The organism is Chitinophagaceae bacterium (assembly GCA_030053935.1).
In the GTDB taxonomy this organism is placed as follows: domain Bacteria; phylum Bacteroidota; class Bacteroidia; order Cytophagales; family JASGCU01; genus JASGCU01.
On record JASGCU010000008.1, the window covers coordinates 3,667 to 22,417 of the forward strand.

Below are 18,751 nucleotides of genomic sequence, written 5' to 3' on the forward strand. Positions count from 1 at the left end.
GGGACTTCAACAAACAGGACATAGACCATATGAACAGCGTATTGTAGCCAACGCAGGGACAGTGCTAACTTGACAGGACAATACTTCAAAAAAGAACTACCGGTAACAAGGGGTTTGCGATAGCGAGGGTTCAGTGCTTCGCAGACACATTTGTGCAAGGTGGAGGTTCAGTTCTCCGAATGAAGTTTGGTGCTAAAAATCCCCGCCATCGCAAACCCCCGAAACGTTGGCAGTAATTATAACAGACACTACAAATAAAACATATGGCAGACAATATAGAAAATCAACAAGACAACAAAAATGAACAACCACCAAGAGGGACAAAACCTTTGGTGTTTATAAAGTCACGACACGAGAGACGCTGAACTTGCAGAACGATTTAGTAAACTTTTAAGTTCTGTCAGTGCAGGAGTGTTAAAGTCTTTTCGCTCATCAGACAAAAGAGGAAATCAAGGCATAGCTTATGGCGTTGAATGGTATCCAGAAATTATGAAGAAATTAGGCGATGCATCTGATGTTGTTGCTTTGCTGACACATAATAGCGTTGACAGACCTTGGATACTTTATGAAGCAGGTGTAGCTAAAGGTAAATTAGACACACCATTGTTAGGAATAGCAATTGGAATTCCTTTAAACAAAGCCAATAATGGTCCATTTGCTCAATTCCAAAATTCAGGTGACGACATAGACTCTCTAACTAAATTATTAGTTCAATTGATAAATAGAATTCCAAATTCTGAACCTGACACAGCAGTAATTAAAATGCAAGTTGAAGCATTTAAAAAACAGGCAGAAGAAATATTAAAGAAACAACCAGCACCTGAAAATAAAGAAGGGGAATTAATGGAGGATTCTTCAGTAGCCAAACTTTTTGAAGAAGTCAAAATTATGTTCCAAGATTTACCAACAAGAATTGAAAGAAATATTGACCCAAGTTTCAAAAAGAGACGATACAGATTTCACCCAAAAATGTTGGACGAAATAATGTTTATGTCAAAAGAATCAGAAGATTCATCCTTTGGCTTTTTAGTTATGATAAGTATGTACAGAGACGATATGCCTTGGATTTATGAAATTGGTAAAGAGACTTACGAAATTCTAAAATCAAACAAAAGTATATCTGTTAAAGAAAAGGCTCTTTCAGATTTTAGACGACTAATTAAAAATTCATTTAGACATCCTATTTTAATGGAAATGGGTGGTTCGAAAGACAATATGATGATGATGGAAGATATGATGTATTTTACCGACAAGTTTATGGACAGAATGATACACCACAAAGAATAACTACTGCCAACAAGGTATTGCCAAAAGTGGGGCAGAAGTGGTAAATTGAAAATCTGTACTTCTATTTCTCCAACTTCGCAAAGCTGCAAAACGTTAGCTGCTATGTTATGAAACTGCACAAGGAATTAGTTTCGGCACGATGTATTCAGATGATTGGGATGCATTTAAAAAAGCATTTTGTAATGATAATCATGTTATTAACAAAAAATACACCGTAGGTATAGAAGGAAATCATTGTCGATTCAGACATCGAATGAGACTATCTGTTAGAAAAACTTGTTGTTTTTCAAAAAAAATGTTTAATCACATGAAAGCCTTTTGTTTAGCAATTTTTTATATTAATTGGGGCTTTATTTAATCTATCATACTTTTTGAATCACCACCGATTTTCAAATATTTAATTTTTAGAACTCCCCTTTAGTAACTATTAATGTTTGCAAGAAAACTCCTAATTTTGAATCCGCTCCGAAAAATCGTTTTTATAAAAATAATGAGTTTATAAACTATTGATAATCAAACAGTTACAAAACTATACATGTGTCAAAAGTGATTTTTTGGACACTCTCATTTACGACAGTATGATTATTACATTATTATTATAATTTTATCTTTTCGAGATTGTAATCATACTACTTATAACTCATCATTCCTTTTTTCTATCCAGCGTTTGAGAATATCGTTATAGGCATCTATTCTCCTATCCCTGAGAAAGGGCCATATATTTCGGACTTCGCTTGTTCTTTGCGTATCTATGTCTATTACGTGTATTGCTTCTTTTGATGAATCAGCGGTATAGAGCAGTTCTCCCTGAGCACCTACTACCATACTATTTCCCCAAAAAACAATGCCGCTTGTCCGCTTGCTTTCATCCTCTTCTTTTCCTACTCTATTTACAGATATCACGGGTATTCCATTTGCTATCGCATGCGACCTTTGAATAGTTATCCACGCTTCCTGCTGTCTTTTTTGTTCTTCTAAAGAATCATTTTTATCCCATCCTATTGCTGTTGGATAAATAAGCATATCTGCACCTGCAAGGGTCATCAAACGTGCCGCTTCAGGATACCATTGGTCCCAACAGATGAGAACTCCTAAATTACCTACGGAAGTTTTTATGGGAGTAAAACCCGTATCACCTGGTGTAAAGTAAAATTTCTCATAAAAACCAGGATCATCGGGTATATGCATCTTTCTGTAAATTCCTTGTATCTCTCCCGTCTTTTCTAATACTACTGCGGTGTTATGGTATAATCCCGGCGCTCTTTTTTCAAATAAAGAAAGGACTATCACTATGGATAATTCCTTTGCTACTTTGCCAAAGAGAGTGGTAGAAGCACCAGGTATCGTCTCCGCAAGTGAAAAATATCGGACATCTTCACACTGACAAAAATATCTACTATTATGTAACTCTGATAAAATCACTAATTCCGCTCCTTCGGATGCACATTGTCTTATTTTTTTTATTACAGATGTAGTATTTGTAGATGTATCTTGTGCAAAAAAAGTTTGTACAGTTCCTATTTTCATTGTTTTTAAAATTTATTGTGAATTTAAAAAAAGAAGGATTTCTTTGATAAACTCTTCAGGTTTAGTCGCATGAATCCAATGGTCTGCTCCCTCTATTGTCTTAATAGTAGCGTCTAAAAACATTGTTTGTATATGAGCAATATCCTCATCTCGGACATAATCAGAAAGTTCTCCCCTCAAAAAAAGAGTAGGATTGGGAAAAGGACCAGAGAATGGTAATGCTGCGGACATATTGTCTAAATGTTTTTCTAATGCTTCTATATTTAATTTCCATTGAAAACGATTTTCTTTGAAATATATATTTTTTAAAAGAAATTGCCTCACTTTTACATCAAAAAGAAAGCGGGACAGAATATCATCTGCTGTTTTTCGGGAATCTAATGTCTGTAAATCAATACTTTTCAGAGCATCAATGGTAGCATAGTGCTGTATTGCATATTTTCTCGGGGTCATATCCACCACTATCAGCTTATCTAATAGTTTTGGAAAGTCAAGAGCAAATCGCATAGCCACCTTTCCACCCATAGAATGTCCAATTATATGAGGAAAAGAAATACTCTGATCAGATATTAAACGAAAAATATCCCCTGCCATAGATTCTATGGTATGTTCGGTATGATGAAAAGATTGCCCATGGTTTCTCATATCGGGAATTATGAGTTGATAGTTATGATCTAACAATGGCTTTGTGACCGTGAGCCAATTATCAGAAGATCCAAACAGACCATGCAGAATAATAATAGGTTTACCCGTTCCTATACTTCTAAAAAAAAGAGGTTCCATTGGTGTAGTTTATTTTTGAAGTTGATTTAAATAGAGAGCGATAGTATTTTCTAATCCCAAATACAAGGCATCACAGATAAGCGCATGCCCTATAGAAACTTCCTGTATAAAAGGTATCTCAGTTACTAAAAAATGAAGGTTTTGCAGATTCAAATCATGCCCCGCATTGATTTGAATTCCTAATTTCTTTGCCATTTCCGATGCAACTTTATAAGGTTTTATAGCATTGTATTTATCTTGGATAAAAAAATGAGCATATCTTTCTGTATATAGCTCTATTCTATCTGTTCCAATCGCCGCAGCTCCTTTTACCATTGTTTCTAAGGGATCTACAAAGAGGGAAGTTCTGATTTTTGCATCTTTCAAACGAGTAATGATAGGAATTAAAAACTCTTTATTCTCAAGAGTATCCCAACCTGCATTGGAAGTAATAGCATCGGGGGGGTCAGGTACCAATGTCACCTGATGGGGCTTTACTTGTAGCACCAAATCCAAAAATCTCTCACTCGGATACCCTTCAATATTAAATTCAATCCTCGTATGTTTTTGTAATTCTAACACATCAGAATACCGAATATGCCTTTCATCTGGACGGGGATGCACAGTAATACCATCTGCTCCAAATCTTTCACAATCTCTGGCTACTGCTATGAGGTCAGGATTATTTCCCCCTCTTGCATTTCTTAAAGTTGCTATTTTATTGATATTTACACTGAGCTTAGTCATATAATTATTATGTGAAATGAATGAAATAATACATAAATAGTGTCTGCAAAAAAAATCTTATTTTTGATTCTGTACCGAAAAGTTCTTTTTGATACACCTGTAATTTTGTAATTATTTGATTATCAATAAGTTTAACACTCAATATTTGTATAAAAAGGAATTTTCGGACACTCTCTTTTATTATAAAAAAACTCTAAAAAATATGAATAAAATTTAAAAATGAAGAGTTTTCTTGCGGATACTATATAACAAAATAAGAACGTTGTGTGAGCTTATATACATAATTTTTTAGCCACCTTTAAAAAATATCTGTAAAAAGAGATATATAATACAATCTCCCTGGTATGTTGGGTATATACAGAGGATCTTTATAGTCAAATATATTTTCTACTCCTGCTTGTATTTTTATGTATTTGTTTATGCGTTGAGATGCCGAAAAATTGGTAAGAAAATATGCTTTTACAAAAATATCATAATTATCTAACACTCCATTTCCTGTGATATCGGAGGTAGGGATAGTTCTACCAGCTATATTTCCTTGCAGAGGGGGTATTCCATATTTACCTCTGAAAAGAAATCTAAGAGAAACATCTGTTTTTGTTTTTTTATTTTCATATACCATTTTGATATTTCCTTGATGCCGAGATCTATTGTAAAGCCCCCAGTAGTCATTTGTTTGTAATTGTGCAACTGCTTTGGTTTCAGGTATTCTGTAATAGATTTCTTTATTTTCTATTTTTTGTAAGACATTTTTATCTTTGGCAATGAGGAGTTGGTATCCCGCTGATATTTGAAAATTTTTGAAGAAAGAGTATTGGGTATTTATTTCTATGCCTTGTGTGTATACTTTTGAGATGTTATTGTAAGTATAGATAGGGTGTGCGTCTTTGGTATAGGCGATGATTTGCGTTTCTATAAGATTATGGAGGTCATTGTGAAAGAAATGTGCATCTATGGAAATTTTTTGGTTGGGTTTGAGGGTTATTCCCGCATTAAAGGCGTAAGATTGCTCGGGTTTCAGGTCTTGGAGCAGAGCAATATCGTAAAAAAATTGACTTATTTGCCCTTTAGATTGGAGGTCTTGGAGTATTTCTGAGGCTACCTGTGTTCCTAATATGCTGTATCCCGCCGCCATATTATTAAAATTGAAGTAGGTTTGTCGGAAGTCGGGTGCTTTAAATCCTACACCAAAGGAAGCTTTTATGCTTATTTTTTTGTGTAGTTGTATTTGAGAGGATATTTTTGGGCTTAGTTGCCCTCTGTAGAGAGAGTTGTGGTCATATCGGAGTCCGAATACCAATTTCCAAGGAACAAAAGGATCCCATTCGTGTTGGATGAATATATAAGAAGTTTCTTGGGTCTTATTTTCCCCTGCTCCATAGCGTGAAGTTTGCACTATCTCACTTACATTGCCTGCCCCGAGAGTGGTAGTATGTTTTTTATTAAAAAAATATTCTGCATTTACTTCTGGGCGAATAAAATATTGAGAAAAGGCATCTTCGTAAAAAGAGGTTCTCTGTATATTTCCGGTATCTAATCGAGTGTTGGTTTCATAACGGGTAATATAGAAACGGTAGGTCATTTTGAATAATGAGGTTACATTCCAAAAGAGAGTGGTATTTATATTCACATCATTAATAGTCCCTTTTCCAAAAGAATTTATATTTTTATTCTGTGACACTACACTATAATCGAAAGTTTGCTGTTCAGCGAACCAACGAGCAGAAAGTTTGAATTGTATATTGCGGGCTATTTGATAATTCCATTTGGAAGTTATGGTGTAATTAAAAAAAGGAGATACTGTTTTTCCCAAAGAATCCGCAAAAAGACGGTATCCATTCGTAGAATAGTAGTTTGAGAAGAGAGAAAACGCATGTTTTTTTTTGGTAAATCCCCATTGTCCCGTGATGTCTGCGGTGTTATTGGTACCATATCTTCCATACAAGTGAAGTTGTTTGTTTTGTGGGGATTCGGTGATAATATTTATGACCCCCGCAAGGGCTTCGGATCCATATAAACTGGAGGAGGGACCTTTTATGATTTCTATTTGTTGTATATTTCCTACGGTTACCCTGTTGAGTTCCAATCCTCCCGTGTTTCTCCCAATAAGTGGTTCCCCATCTACTAAAATAAGAGTATAAGCAGGATCCATGCCTTGTATTTGAATTCCATTTCCTTGTCCGTTTACCTGAGGAACTATCACTAAACCTGTTTGTTCTGTTAAAACATCTGTTAATCTCAAGAATCCGTTTTTTTGAATCTGTAATTTTGATATGAGATGCACAGGAATAGTTATGTTATCTATGCTTTTTTCGTTTTTAGTAGCAGTTATAACTACCCCATCTAATTTTTTTGTGTAATTGTTATAAACACTATCTTGTGCTAATACCATTTGTGTGTTTAAAAAAAGAAAAAAAAAGATGAGTTTTTTTTTGAGAAAAGGGAGCATTGTTTTCTTATTATTCATAATAGAGAGTTTTTCTGCAAAATTACACTTATTATTCTATAAAAATAGCCCGATGAGTATAATTTATGCCCCAAAAATAATTATTACATCTACTGAGTATGAATTACATATTTTTCCCATTTTTGTAAGACAGATGCAAAATCATTCGGGATCTCCGATTCAAAAAACATTTTTTCATGGGTAATAGGATGTATAAATCCTAATGTTTTTGCGTGAAGAGATTGACGTGGGATTATTTGAAAGCAGTTCTCCACAAATTGTTTATATTTAGAAAACACGGTTCCCTTTAATATTTCACTCCCTCCATAGAGAGCATCATTAAAAATAGGATGTCCTAAAAACTTGAGATGGGCTCTTATTTGATGGGTTCTCCCTGTTTCTAAATTACATTGTAAGAGAGAAACATACCGAAGGTCTTTCAAAACCTCGTAATGTGTAATGGCTTTTTTTCCAAAATCACCATCAGGAAATGCTGTAGTTATACGTCTATCTTTCATACTACGTCCTAAATGGATATCTATAGTTCCCTTAGGAGTATCGGGAACGCCCCAAACCAAAGCCCAGTAAGTTCTTTCTATTTGATGAGTAAAAAATTGTTTTGCTAAAAAATTCATAGATTCTTCTGTCTTTGCTATCACTAAAAGACCGCTGGTATCTTTATCTATTCTATGGACTAATCCCGGTCTCCCCTCATTATTTTGCATTTGGGGAAGGTTTTGAAAATAATATACTAAAGCATTTACTAATGTTCCGCTCCAATTATTATATGCGGGATGTACTACCATTCCTGCGGGTTTATTAATAATGAGTAGGTATTCGTCTTCATATACAATAGAAAGGGGGATATTTTCGGGGATAACGTCTTTTAATCGGGGTGGTTCAGGAAAAGAAACGGTGATTATATCAGCAGGACGGACTTTGTAATTGGCTTTAATAGGGAATCCATTGACCTTTACAAATTCCGTTTTTATACCATCTTGTACCTTGTTACGTGTCACGTTCTTTAAGCGACCCATCAAGTATTTATCTATTCTTATGGGAGATTGAGATGGATCCACTTTTATAGTGTGATGCACAAATATATCTTCTTTTTCTTCTTCCTCATCTGACAAAAAAATATTTTCCATCTATAGTTAATGATACTAAAAGCAGTTATTTATACACAGAGCATCTATGTGATATGTTGTTTTTTCTAAGAAAATAACTTTTTCATATCCAGCTATAGTATAATGAGTCATGATGGGAGTTTTGCGGGATGGGGTAAATGTTACCTGTAACTTCTTTTCATGTGTGTATAAAAAATTTGTTTTTAAAAAAAGTGCCTCCGCAAAAGTTATTTTTTTGTTTTTTGTGAATTGTAATACCAGTGAACGAAGAGGGAATTCCCTATCTGGTTTTTGTTGATATGTAATAGTATACCCTTCTTTTGTAGATTCTATGAGAGAATCATAATTTCCCAAATACGCGGGTTTATTTATCTGTATATCGTGAAACAGAATAAGCTCTTTTTTCCATTGTTCGGAATGCAAATGGAGTGTTTGTGTGTCTCTCTTATTTTGAAACGTGCTTTTTTTCAAAAATACTTGATTATTCTCATATAAAAGATTCGGTTGTTGTTCTAACAATTCGTGTATATCATAATACATCCTTTGCTTTTTTACTGTTGCATTATCTTTGCAAGCACTCAAGAAAAAGAGAGAGAAGAGAGTTATAAATATACTTGTGTGGGAATGGAAAAAAAAGAATGGTATCAAGGTATGAGGTTTTAGTGTGAAATATGTTTTATGAGGGTAGTAAAAAAAGCAGACAAAAAGTCCGTAGTTTTTTTTGATGATGTGTATATGCTTTTCTACAACCCCAAAGTATTTGTTGGGACTTATTTTTTTATATGAGCATACATTTCTTTTTTCAATGCTTCCATGTCGGCTTGTTTATGGGATGATTTACTATTTATATTAGTAATTAAAAAATATAATGCTTGTTTTGTGTATCCCATATTTTGGGATATTTTAGCACAGAACTCCATTTCTTCGGGAAATAGTATTCCATCTACTTTCATCATCTGTACTAAATTATAGAGCATATTAAATTTTTCATCATCGGATAAATTTACAACATTTTTTGTGTCATCTATTCTATCGAATAGTAGGTTTATTTCCTCGTCGGATAAATTATTTAATTTTCCTAATCGCATAATCATGTCTATTTCTTCCTGGGATATTATTCCGTCAATTTTCGCAAGTTGTATGAGTATATTGATGAAATAATGTGGTTCTTTTATTTTGAGCATATTTAAATAAGGTTTATATTGATATGTATATTGTAATAATGAATAATATATTAATTTCCAAAATCGTCAAATCTAATATTTTCTTTAGGAACTCCCATATCATCTAACATTTTGAGAACAGCACTATTCATCATTGGTGGTCCGCACAGGTAGTATTCTATGTCCTCTACTTCATTGTGTTTAGATAGATAATTATCATACAATACTTTATGTATAAATCCTATATAACCATCGCCTGTTGTATCGTCTAATGATTTTTTTATTTTCCAGTTATCTTCTTCTAATGGTTCAGACAATCCTATATAGAATTTAAAATGAGGAAATTCTTTTTCTATTTTTCTAAAATGTTCTGTATAGAATAGTTCTCTTTTAGATCTTCCACCGTACCAATAAGATACTTTCCTTTTTGTTTTTTCTGTATGAAATAGGTGAAATATATGTGAACGAAGTGGTGCCATTCCTGCTCCTCCACCTACATATACCATTTCTCTTTGTGTTGGTTGTATAAAAAATTCTCCATACGGACCTGATATATCTACTAAATCTCCTGGTTTGCGAGAAAAGATATAAGAAGAGCATATTCCCGGATTTACACCTTTCCAATTATTTGTTGCTCTATCCCAAGGCGGAGTGTTTATTCTGATATTGAGCATTATTTTATTCCCTTCAGCGGGATGATTTGCCATAGAATACGCTCTAAAAAGAGGTTCTTTGTTTGCCATTTTTAAATCCCACATTTTAAATTTATCCCAATCAGATTGGTAGATTTTTGAATCGTGTTTTAAATCGGGATGAGGAGTAATGTCTATGTTTTTAAAATCTACATAAGTAGGAGGAACGTCTATTTGTATATATCCTCCCGATTCAAATTCTAAATGTTCATTTTCAGGGAGTTTTACTACAAATTCTTTAATAAATGTAGAGACATTATAATTAGAGACAACTTCGCATTTCCATTTTTTTATTCCAAAAATTTCTTCAGGAATTTCTATATTGAGGTCATTTTTTACTTTTACTTGGCAGGCAAGTCGCATATGATTTTTTTGTTCAGATCTGCTGAGATGTCCTTGTTCTGTAGGAAGTATATCGCCCCCTCCGTCTAATACTTTACATCTGCACATAGCACAGGTTCCTCCTCCTCCGCATGCGGAAGGCAAGAATATTTTTTGATTTCCTAATGCAGATAGTAAGCTAGACCCTGCTGGCACTACTATTGCTTCTTCTTTTTTCCCATTGATTATAATTTTTACATTTCCTTGTTGTACTAAGTTCGCATGGGCTACTAATAACAATCCTATTAATAAAAGTATGGTTATTGTAAAAGATAAAATAGAGGTTATTATAATAAAAATCATTTTTTTGTAAATAGATTATAGTTTATATGATATTAAGTAACTGTTCTTTTATTTTTTCTACTTCGTCTTTCATTTCTACAACACTATGTTGAATTTTATAATCATTTGCTTTGGAACTCATAGTGTTTATTTCTCTTCCTATTTCTTGGGAGATAAAAGAAAGTTTTTTCCCTTGAGATGTGTTTTGTCCTTGTACCTCTTTAAAAAAATGTATGTGTTGTGATAACCTAGATTTTTCTTCGGTTATATCTAATTTTTCTAAATAATATATCATTTCTTGTTCTAGTCTGTCTTGATTTATTTTTTCTGATGGTATCACTTGGGTTATTTTTTGAGTTATTTTTTGTCTGATATCTTGTAACCGCATTCCATCTAATTTTTCTACATTTTCTAATGCATCATCTATTTTTTGTAAAGATTGATTTATTTTTTCGTTTATAGATGATCCTTCTTTTATTCTGTGTTCTTTGCATTCTTGCAGGGCTTGCTTACATAAAATAAAAAATTCTTCTTTTGGTATTTTTTTTTTATGTTCCGATTCTATAAATTTTATGACATTGGGTAATTTGATTATTTCTGCAAAAACAGGTGTATGTGTTTCGTTTAAAGAGGTCGCTATTGATTTTATATTACTATAATAATATTTAAACAGTTCTTCATCTATTTTTACGTGAGTGCCAATGGGACCTTTTGATGTATAGAATATGTTAAAATGTATTTTTCCTCTTTCTAAAAAAATACTTATAATATTTCTTATTTCTGTTTCATATTCTATAAATTCTGATGGTGTTTTTAACGATATATCCAAGCTTCTCGAATTTATGGTTCTTATTTCTATTTGTATTTTATATTCTTCGGTTTCTTTGAGAGAAGAACCGAATCCGGTCATAGATTCTATCATTCTGAATTATTTTAAGTATTCGTATACTTGATAATGTTCTCCATTCATTCCTATTTTTGTATAAACTTCTTGTGCAGTTTTGTTTGTTTTATTTACGTACAGTCGTATTCCCATAATTTTTGGGTCGTTTTGAATGGTATCTAATAGAAATTGATACATTTTTTTAAAAATTCCTTTTTTTCTATAATGTTTTTTCACATAGAGAGATTGTATCCACCAGACGTTTCCGTTTCTCCAGTCGCTCCATTCAAAAGTAATCAGGAGAGATGCTATTATGGTGTCTTCTAAAACAGTGACGTAATACATTCCTTTTTTAGTATCTTCAAAAACAGATTTTACCCCTCTTTCTACGGTAGTTCTGTCTAGTTTTGTATTTTCTGTTTCTAATGCCATCTGTATTTGAAAATCTACAATATACAAATAATCATTTATTTCCGCTTTTCTCATCAAGAAGTTCATTTTTTCAAAAGATAAAACTGTGATTTTTGGATAAGATAAAAAATCACACTGTTTAAATATAGGGTTTATTTATTCGTCTTTCATTCCTATATATTGTAATATATAGTAAATAAGAGTGGTGAGAGATGCTATAGCGGCTACTACGTATGTCATAGCTGCCCATTTAAGTGCGTCTTTTGCTATTTCGTGTTCTTGAGTAGTTACTATTCCTTTTTGATTAATCCAAGCGAGTGCTCTGCTACTAGCATCAAATTCTACGGGTAATGTTATGAGTGATACGAGTGTCACTATAAAATGGCATCCTATAACAATCAAAAGAATTGTTGGTAAAGAAGACATTCCTGTCAATGCTATTCCTCCAAAAAGAGTCACAAAAAATATTATGTTGAGTATTCTGGCACTTACATTTTGAATGGGAACCATCATAGATCTTATTTGTAAAAAAGAGTAAGCGGTTGCGTGTTGCACTGCATGTCCACATTCGTGAGAGGCTACTGCTGCTGCTGCTACCGAACGACTTTCGTATACATCAAGGCTCAAATTTACAGTTTTATCTAATGGATTATAATGATCGGTGAGCTCCCCTTCTACGCATATAACTTTTACATCGTAGATGCCGTGGTCTATGAGCATTTTTTCTGCTATTTCTTTTCCTGACATATTGGAATAGAGTCGTATTTGAGAATACTCTTTAAATTTATTTTTCAGCTTGTTGCTTACGAGCCAGCTGACTATCATAAAAAAAATTCCTATTATGAATATCATATAATTTTAAGTTTACAGTTTAATGAAATATATTTTTTTTAATTGTTGTTACGATTTTTTTAGATGTGTAGATAATACTTATTTTAATTATACTCATAAATGTATATTACAATTCTTTACCTATTTTTTATTTTTTATATATAATTATAATAATTTTTTTATTCTTTTATAACAAAAAATATAAAAAACATTGTTTTTATACCCAAATTAATTTGCATTTATGAAAAGTAAATTTTTCTAAATCCATCCATTCAGTTATTTTGGAACAAATGAAAATGTAATGTCAACAAACTTTTTAGTTGACATGCATAGTTTTTAATATTTTTGAAAAAGTATAAAAGAGAGCTTCTCTAATATATTCTTTTTTTCTATAGGATCTGTTGTTTATTACTATTTTTCGCATACACTTCCATAATCTTTCTATAGAGGGGTTCTAAAAATGCAAGTCCTAAAACGGTATCCCTTAAAAACCAATACTAACCAACACTTTTTTTGAAGGCATCAATTTTTAGAACTCATCTTTTAAAAATTTTAAATCTTTTTCCGATATAACTATTTTCAATAACGGTTTCATTTTTTAATAAAATATTATTGTATTGTAATTTTTATTATTTTTCAAATTAATTTCTATTTTTTTAATGGAATGAGTATACTTCTTATTTATCCAGGATAAGTATTTTCTATAAAATGTATATCCTCATTTTCGAGTTCTTTCATGAGGGGAGCGTATATTTCTTTTATAGTGGGAATGAATACACCTGTTATATTAATAGTACCTGAAAGGATTAATTTTGCTGTATAGGCAAGTGGGAGACCTACTGTTTTGGACATAGCGGTTTTGAGAGCATTTTCTCCTTTTATTACGAGATGAGAATTGATTTTTTGCATCTTTTGTGAGGCATCTTTGAACTGGAATTTATGAATCATAACTATCATATCTTTTTCATTTGGCAACATGGTCCATTTTTTCATCAATATATGCTCTAATATCTGTGCGGGGCTTCCTCTTTTCAGTCCTATTATTTCATCATCAAAAATACCTATCCATTTTAGTTTATATAACTCTGTTTTTCCTACATATTTAGGCATATAATGGCGTAAACTGGGCGCTCTTTTGTAAAAACCAGATGGGATAAACATATCTAAAAACTGCCCATGTGTTATGTTTTCAATGTCTTCTAATATATAAGAATCATCGGTTAGTCCTAATTGGACGAAAATATTCCATGCTTTACAAAAACCATATCTTCGAAGAGTTCCTCTGTAAATAGTTTTTGCTTCCATTATATTATATTCGGAAAGATATGCGAGAGAATCTCTATTAGCATACCCTTCAAAGGTGCCGTGTTCAGGTATATTTATTATTTCTGTTCTTTCAAACAGGCGATTGTAAGGAATGTATTTTTTCTTATCATTTTTTTGGAAAACAGAAGTTCCTTGCCCTGCAAGGACTACATTTCGGGGATTCCAAGTGAATTTATAATCCCAAGGATTGTTCTTTTCGGCAAGTAAACCCCCTGTAAATGATTCAAAACTGTGAATAGTGCCTCCATCGTTCTTGATTCTATCAATAATACTCATAGCAGATATATGGTCTAAACCAGGATCCAATCCCAATTCCATTATTATACAAGAATTATTTGCCTTCACAATGGGTTCTAAACTTTTTATTTCAGCACTCATATACGAAGCGGTTATAAGCGGGATTCCTTTATTGGCGCATGTCTTTGCTACCAAAATATGAAATTTTACAGGAAGCAGAGAAATAACCAGGTTTGCATCTGAAATCTCAAGTTCCCTTTGTTCGTCATTATTTACATCAAAAATAAGGCTTTGTGTTTTGTATTTTCCCTTAAATTCTGTGTGAATCCACTCTGTATTTAAGTCCCCAATCCAAACATTCCATCCTTCTTTCTCTTGATTTTTTAACAGGTATTCTATTAAAAAATAAGAAGAACGTCCTGCTCCTAGCAATAGTATTTTTTTTTGCATATTAATAAAAATAAATGAGATTTAATATTCTAAATAGTGCATGTGTGCTTTTAAATGATCTATAGATTTTGTGATGTGGTTCATGTATTTTTTGAGTTCTAACTCTAATAGAATTTCTTCCTCATCGCCGCTTGCCTCACCAATGTCATTATTTTTCTTGTCTCTATCCACTTCTCTTTTATTGGAGCATTCTTTTTTGAGTGTTCTGATAAAATTTTTAGAATTGTATTCTTTTTCTACTTTTTTTATTTCTAAAAGAATCTTTTCAATTTTTTTATCGAGAGATTCATTATATTTTTCTTCCAATTTAAAAAAAAGCATACTATCGTATTTATGAATAGAAATAAGCGTTTTTTCTAACTCTGTTTGATATTTCTTATTATTACAATAATTTCCTACACCTGCTACTGTTGATAATTCTTTTGAATATTGGGTATCCCAATTTTCTACTATTTTTTCAAAGTTCTCTCGTATTTTTGAAAAATCACTTTCTTTTCCCTGTGCAAATGCACAATTACAAACCCCTACATAAAAAATAAAAAAAACTACTTTTCTCTTTTGGTAAAACATAAAAATGAATGGTAATTGGTTAAAGTATACTATATATAGAACGGTAAAAATTAAAAAAATAATTATATTATACAATTTATCTACAACATTATATAAAAATAATTAAAATAAAAATCAAAACCAATAAAAATCAAAATATATATCTTAATTATATATCTTGCTAATTATAAAAAATATAAAATCACATTATAATAATTTATTTGAGAATAGAGTATGAGATGCATTATTTTCGGATTAGGAAATTTTGGAAGCACCCTTTGTAAAACATTAACCATAATGGGACACGAAGTGGTAGGAGTAGATAAAAAAATGGATAAAGTAGAACTCCATAAAGAATATATAACTCACACAGTATGCTTAGATTCTACCGATAAACAAGCAATTAATACACTTCCGATAGATGATGCGGATATTGTTATGGTTACTATTGGAGAAGACGAAGGAGCATCCATTCTTACTACCGCATTAGCGAAGCAGATGAAAGCAAAACGAATCATTGTAAGAGTATTAAGCCCCGTTCAAAAAGCCGTTATGGAAGCAATGGATGTAAAAGAATTTATTATGCCCGAGCAAGATTCCGCAGAACGACTCGCAAGAAATCTTGATTTCACTGGAATAATAAATAATATAGAAATAACCGACGAATACAGCGTAGTAGAAGTAATAGTTCCCAAAAAATACGAAGGAATGGCTCTCAAAGAAATACCCATCCATAAAAAATATGGTATTAATATATTAGCTATTATTGAATACGATAAAGAATCCAATAATCCCTTTGAAGAAAATATTACAGGTGAAAGAAAACACATCAGAAATATTTTATCCGCAGATGAAAAAATCCAAAAGGATACCCATTTACTCTTATTCGGAAATACATCACAAATCAAAAAAATGTTAGAAAGCACTACAGAATAATAATAAAACAAATAACATGAAAAAACAAATTTTTATAGCCCCCATCATCTTAACAATACTTTCTTCTGTATATGCACAAGCACAAGATTATGTACAACAGCAAAGACAAGTATTTGAAATGGCAAAAGCCTTTAATGATCCGTTAGTGGCAAGAACCGCTCTCTATAATATCATCACATTAGAAAAAAACTCATTGTTATTAGACACTCTTGCCCTCTATTATTACCAATACCAAAATTATACCTCATCTCTTTTAGTTGCACAAGAAGCACTAAAGTATAATACAGATAACAATCTTATGAGAGAACTCCTAGCCATCAGCTACGAAGAATTAGGAGTAAAAGACAAAGCACTTGCAGAATACGAAACACTCTATCTCAAAAACAACTCATTTTCTACTCTTTATAAAATTGCTTTCTTACAATACCAATTAAAAAGATATGTAGAAGCATCTACTTCCTTAGATATTTTATTTCAAAAAAAAGAAACTAAAGAAGAAAAAATGATATTTACCAAGTTAGACAAAACAACTCAAGAAGTCCATTTTCATTCGGTTCTGCATTATATAAAAGGACTTATTGCATCAGAACAAAATAAAATTCAGGAAGCGAAGCAAATATTTTTAAAATCTTTAGAAATAACACCTCAATTTGAACAAGCTCAAATATCTCTGCGAGAATTACAACAAAAAAAATAATTTTGTAAAAAATCATTTGAATTTTATAAATTTCAATCGTTTTTTGGAAAAACACTAAAAATATTTTTAAAATAATAAAATTACTAAAAACTACATTTTATTACACAATTATTATCTATCAATTGAATGAACCTATTAAAAAACATTTTCCATAAGTTTAAACCGCATTTTGAAAAAGGAGGAAAATATGAAAAATATTATTACCTTTTTGAAGCGATAGAGAGTTTTACTTTTTCTCCTGCAACAGTTACTGGAAAAAAAGGAGCTCATGTGAGAGACGCTATAAATCTAAAACGCCTTATGATGACAGTAGTGATAGCAATGCTTCCATGTACATTTTTTGGAATGTGGAATGTAGGGCATCAACATACTTTAGCTACAGGATTTTTCCTCTCAGAAATAGAAAAATTTTACTTGGGAGTACAAATTGTTCTCCCCATTATTTTAGTATCTTATACCGCAGGAGGAATCGTAGAGGTAGTATTTGCCATTATACGAAAACATCCCATCAATGAGGGTTTTTTAGTAACAGGATTACTCATCCCCTTAGTAATGCCTCCAACAGTCCCTTTATGGCAAGTAGCTTTGGCTACAATCTTTGCAGTAGTTCTTGCAAAAGAAGCATTTGGCGGAACAGGTATGAACGTAGTGAACGTAGCTTTAGTAGCAAGAGCATTTTTATATTTCGCCTACCCATCACAACTTTCAGGTGAAGTATGGACTTACTTAGGAGACCAGCAAACAGTAGTAGGATATTCAGGAGCCACTCCGCTTGCAATCGCTGCTACCGCTGTAGGAAATAACCAATCTCTTCCTGTAATCTCTCTCTTTGATAATACATGGATATATAACTTGTATTCTCTTAAAAATCTATTTATAGGAGATATTCCAGGTTCCATAGGGGAAACTTCTACTCTCATGTGCCTTATAGGTGCTTTTATTTTAATAGCAACGGGTGTAGGAAGTTGGAAAATTATAGCGAGTGTATTTTTGGGTGCATATAGCATGGGACTCATTTTCAATGGTATAGGAAGTAACGAATTTATGCTATTACCCGCTCATTATCATTTAGTTATGGGAGGATTAGCATTCGGTGCTGTTTTTATGGCAACTGACCCTGTTACAGCGGCACAAACAGAAATAGGAAAATATTTTTATGGTTTTTTCATAGGATTATTTACCGTTCTTATACGTGTATTAAATCCCGCATACCCCGAAGGAATTATGATGGCAATACTTCTTATGAACATATTTGCACCACTTATAGATTATTTTGTTATTAGTATTCATAAAAAAAGAAGATTACAACATGCAACAGTCTAGAATATATATACTGGCATACTCTGCCATACTTACCATTATCTGCGGTGGCTTGCTTGCCTTTGCATCCGAAGCACTCAAAGAAAAACAACAAGCAAATATAGAAATGGAAAAAAAATCCAATATACTTTCTTGTGTTATGAACCTGAAAGAAGGTGACGATATAGAAAAATTATACTCTACAAAAGTTCAGTCTTATATAATAGATTATAACGGAAATAAAAGAACTGATATGGGAATCAATGATATAAAAATAGAAAAAGAATACAAAAAAAAACATACAGAACGATTATTACCCATTTATGAATTTAAAAATACAGAAGGAACTTTAGAGTATATCGTAGTCCCCGTTTATGGATATGGGCTTTGGAATAATATTTGGGGATATGTAGCCCTCAAATCGGATTGTAATACCATTCAAGGGATAAAATTTCAGCATGCGGGAGAAACTCCCGGATTAGGAGCAAGAATAGAAAGTGAGGAAATTCAAAACAGATTTAAAAACAAAACCTTATTTGAAGCCGATGAACTCATTTCTGTCATGATGCAAAAAGGAGAAAACCAAGATTATTCAAAAGACCCCCACAAAGTAGATGGTATGTCAGGCGCCACTCTTACCGCAAAAGGAGTTAATAACATGCTCAAAGAATATTTTCAATGTTATCAAAATTATTTCAAAAAAAATATACATAATTAA

At 32.2% G+C, this 18,751-nt stretch carries 18 protein-coding genes; 5 read left to right on the forward strand and 13 right to left on the reverse strand.

Annotation, left to right across the window (positions count from 1 at the left end; translation table 11 throughout):
• The first annotated feature begins 489 nt into the window (after nucleotides 1–489).
• Nucleotides 490–1,287 (forward strand): hypothetical protein, encoded by a 798-nt coding sequence (locus tag QM536_01870; GenBank protein ID MDI9355757.1) that lies wholly within the window; start codon nucleotides 490–492, stop codon nucleotides 1,285–1,287.
• A gap of 633 nt (nucleotides 1,288–1,920) precedes the next feature.
• On the opposite strand, the gene QM536_01875 is transcribed toward QM536_01870, so the two are convergent.
• From QM536_01875 to QM536_01935, 13 genes are all read right to left on the reverse strand, one after another.
• The gene (locus tag QM536_01875) at nucleotides 1,921–2,814 is read right to left on the reverse strand and encodes a carbon-nitrogen hydrolase (protein ID MDI9355758.1); all 894 of its coding nucleotides are present in this window, start codon (nucleotides 2,812–2,814) and stop codon (nucleotides 1,921–1,923) included.
• A gap of 12 nt (nucleotides 2,815–2,826) precedes the next feature.
• Nucleotides 2,827–3,597, reverse strand: coding sequence for an alpha/beta fold hydrolase (locus QM536_01880; GenBank protein MDI9355759.1), 771 nt, complete (start codon nucleotides 3,595–3,597; stop codon nucleotides 2,827–2,829).
• A gap of 9 nt (nucleotides 3,598–3,606) precedes the next feature.
• A complete protein-coding gene (locus QM536_01885) occupies nucleotides 3,607–4,323 on the reverse strand; it encodes a pyridoxine 5'-phosphate synthase (GenBank protein ID MDI9355760.1) in 717 nt (238 codons plus the stop codon).
• Nucleotides 4,324–4,621: 298 nt separating this feature from the next.
• Nucleotides 4,622–6,790, reverse strand: coding sequence for a TonB-dependent receptor (locus tag QM536_01890; GenBank protein ID MDI9355761.1), 2,169 nt, complete (start codon nucleotides 6,788–6,790; stop codon nucleotides 4,622–4,624).
• Between the two features lie 89 nt (nucleotides 6,791–6,879).
• Complete coding sequence (locus tag QM536_01895; GenBank protein MDI9355762.1) at nucleotides 6,880–7,917, reverse strand: RluA family pseudouridine synthase; 1,038 nt, start codon at nucleotides 7,915–7,917, stop codon at nucleotides 6,880–6,882.
• A gap of 15 nt (nucleotides 7,918–7,932) precedes the next feature.
• Complete coding sequence (locus QM536_01900) at nucleotides 7,933–8,544, reverse strand: hypothetical protein (protein ID MDI9355763.1); 612 nt, start codon at nucleotides 8,542–8,544, stop codon at nucleotides 7,933–7,935.
• Nucleotides 8,545–8,666: 122 nt separating this feature from the next.
• A complete protein-coding gene (locus QM536_01905) occupies nucleotides 8,667–9,080 on the reverse strand; it encodes a hypothetical protein (protein MDI9355764.1) in 414 nt (137 codons plus the stop codon).
• A 50-nt stretch (nucleotides 9,081–9,130) separates the two neighbouring features.
• The gene (gene nqrF, locus QM536_01910) at nucleotides 9,131–10,435 is read right to left on the reverse strand and encodes an NADH:ubiquinone reductase (Na(+)-transporting) subunit F (GenBank protein ID MDI9355765.1); all 1,305 of its coding nucleotides are present in this window, start codon (nucleotides 10,433–10,435) and stop codon (nucleotides 9,131–9,133) included.
• A 22-nt stretch (nucleotides 10,436–10,457) separates the two neighbouring features.
• Nucleotides 10,458–11,336, reverse strand: a complete 879-nt coding sequence (locus QM536_01915) for a YicC/YloC family endoribonuclease (protein ID MDI9355766.1) — start codon at nucleotides 11,334–11,336, stop codon at nucleotides 10,458–10,460.
• Between the two features lie 6 nt (nucleotides 11,337–11,342).
• Nucleotides 11,343–11,783 (reverse strand): GNAT family N-acetyltransferase, encoded by a 441-nt coding sequence (locus QM536_01920; GenBank protein ID MDI9355767.1) that lies wholly within the window; start codon nucleotides 11,781–11,783, stop codon nucleotides 11,343–11,345.
• 81 nt (nucleotides 11,784–11,864) lie between these two features.
• The gene (locus QM536_01925; GenBank protein ID MDI9355768.1) at nucleotides 11,865–12,560 is read right to left on the reverse strand and encodes a zinc metallopeptidase; all 696 of its coding nucleotides are present in this window, start codon (nucleotides 12,558–12,560) and stop codon (nucleotides 11,865–11,867) included.
• Nucleotides 12,561–13,220: 660 nt separating this feature from the next.
• Nucleotides 13,221–14,552, reverse strand: a complete 1,332-nt coding sequence (locus tag QM536_01930) for a saccharopine dehydrogenase C-terminal domain-containing protein (protein MDI9355769.1) — start codon at nucleotides 14,550–14,552, stop codon at nucleotides 13,221–13,223.
• 21 nt (nucleotides 14,553–14,573) lie between these two features.
• A complete protein-coding gene (locus QM536_01935; GenBank protein ID MDI9355770.1) occupies nucleotides 14,574–15,122 on the reverse strand; it encodes a hypothetical protein in 549 nt (182 codons plus the stop codon).
• A 213-nt stretch (nucleotides 15,123–15,335) separates the two neighbouring features.
• Between QM536_01935 and QM536_01940 the strand changes: the two genes are divergently transcribed.
• The 4 genes from QM536_01940 to nqrC all read left to right on the forward strand — a co-directional run bounded on the left by QM536_01940 (nucleotide 15,336) and on the right by nqrC (nucleotide 18,751).
• A complete protein-coding gene (locus QM536_01940; protein MDI9355771.1) occupies nucleotides 15,336–16,037 on the forward strand; it encodes a TrkA family potassium uptake protein in 702 nt (233 codons plus the stop codon).
• 16 nt (nucleotides 16,038–16,053) lie between these two features.
• Nucleotides 16,054–16,734 carry a hypothetical protein gene (locus QM536_01945; GenBank protein MDI9355772.1) on the forward strand — a complete coding sequence of 227 codons (681 nt, stop codon included), beginning with the start codon at nucleotides 16,054–16,056 and terminating at the stop codon, nucleotides 16,732–16,734.
• Between the two features lie 126 nt (nucleotides 16,735–16,860).
• A complete protein-coding gene (locus QM536_01950; GenBank protein MDI9355773.1) occupies nucleotides 16,861–18,057 on the forward strand; it encodes an NADH:ubiquinone reductase (Na(+)-transporting) subunit B in 1,197 nt (398 codons plus the stop codon).
• Nucleotides 18,044–18,751, forward strand: a complete 708-nt coding sequence (gene nqrC, locus QM536_01955) for an NADH:ubiquinone reductase (Na(+)-transporting) subunit C (protein ID MDI9355774.1) — start codon at nucleotides 18,044–18,046, stop codon at nucleotides 18,749–18,751. Before QM536_01950 ends, nqrC begins: the two co-directional genes overlap by 14 nt.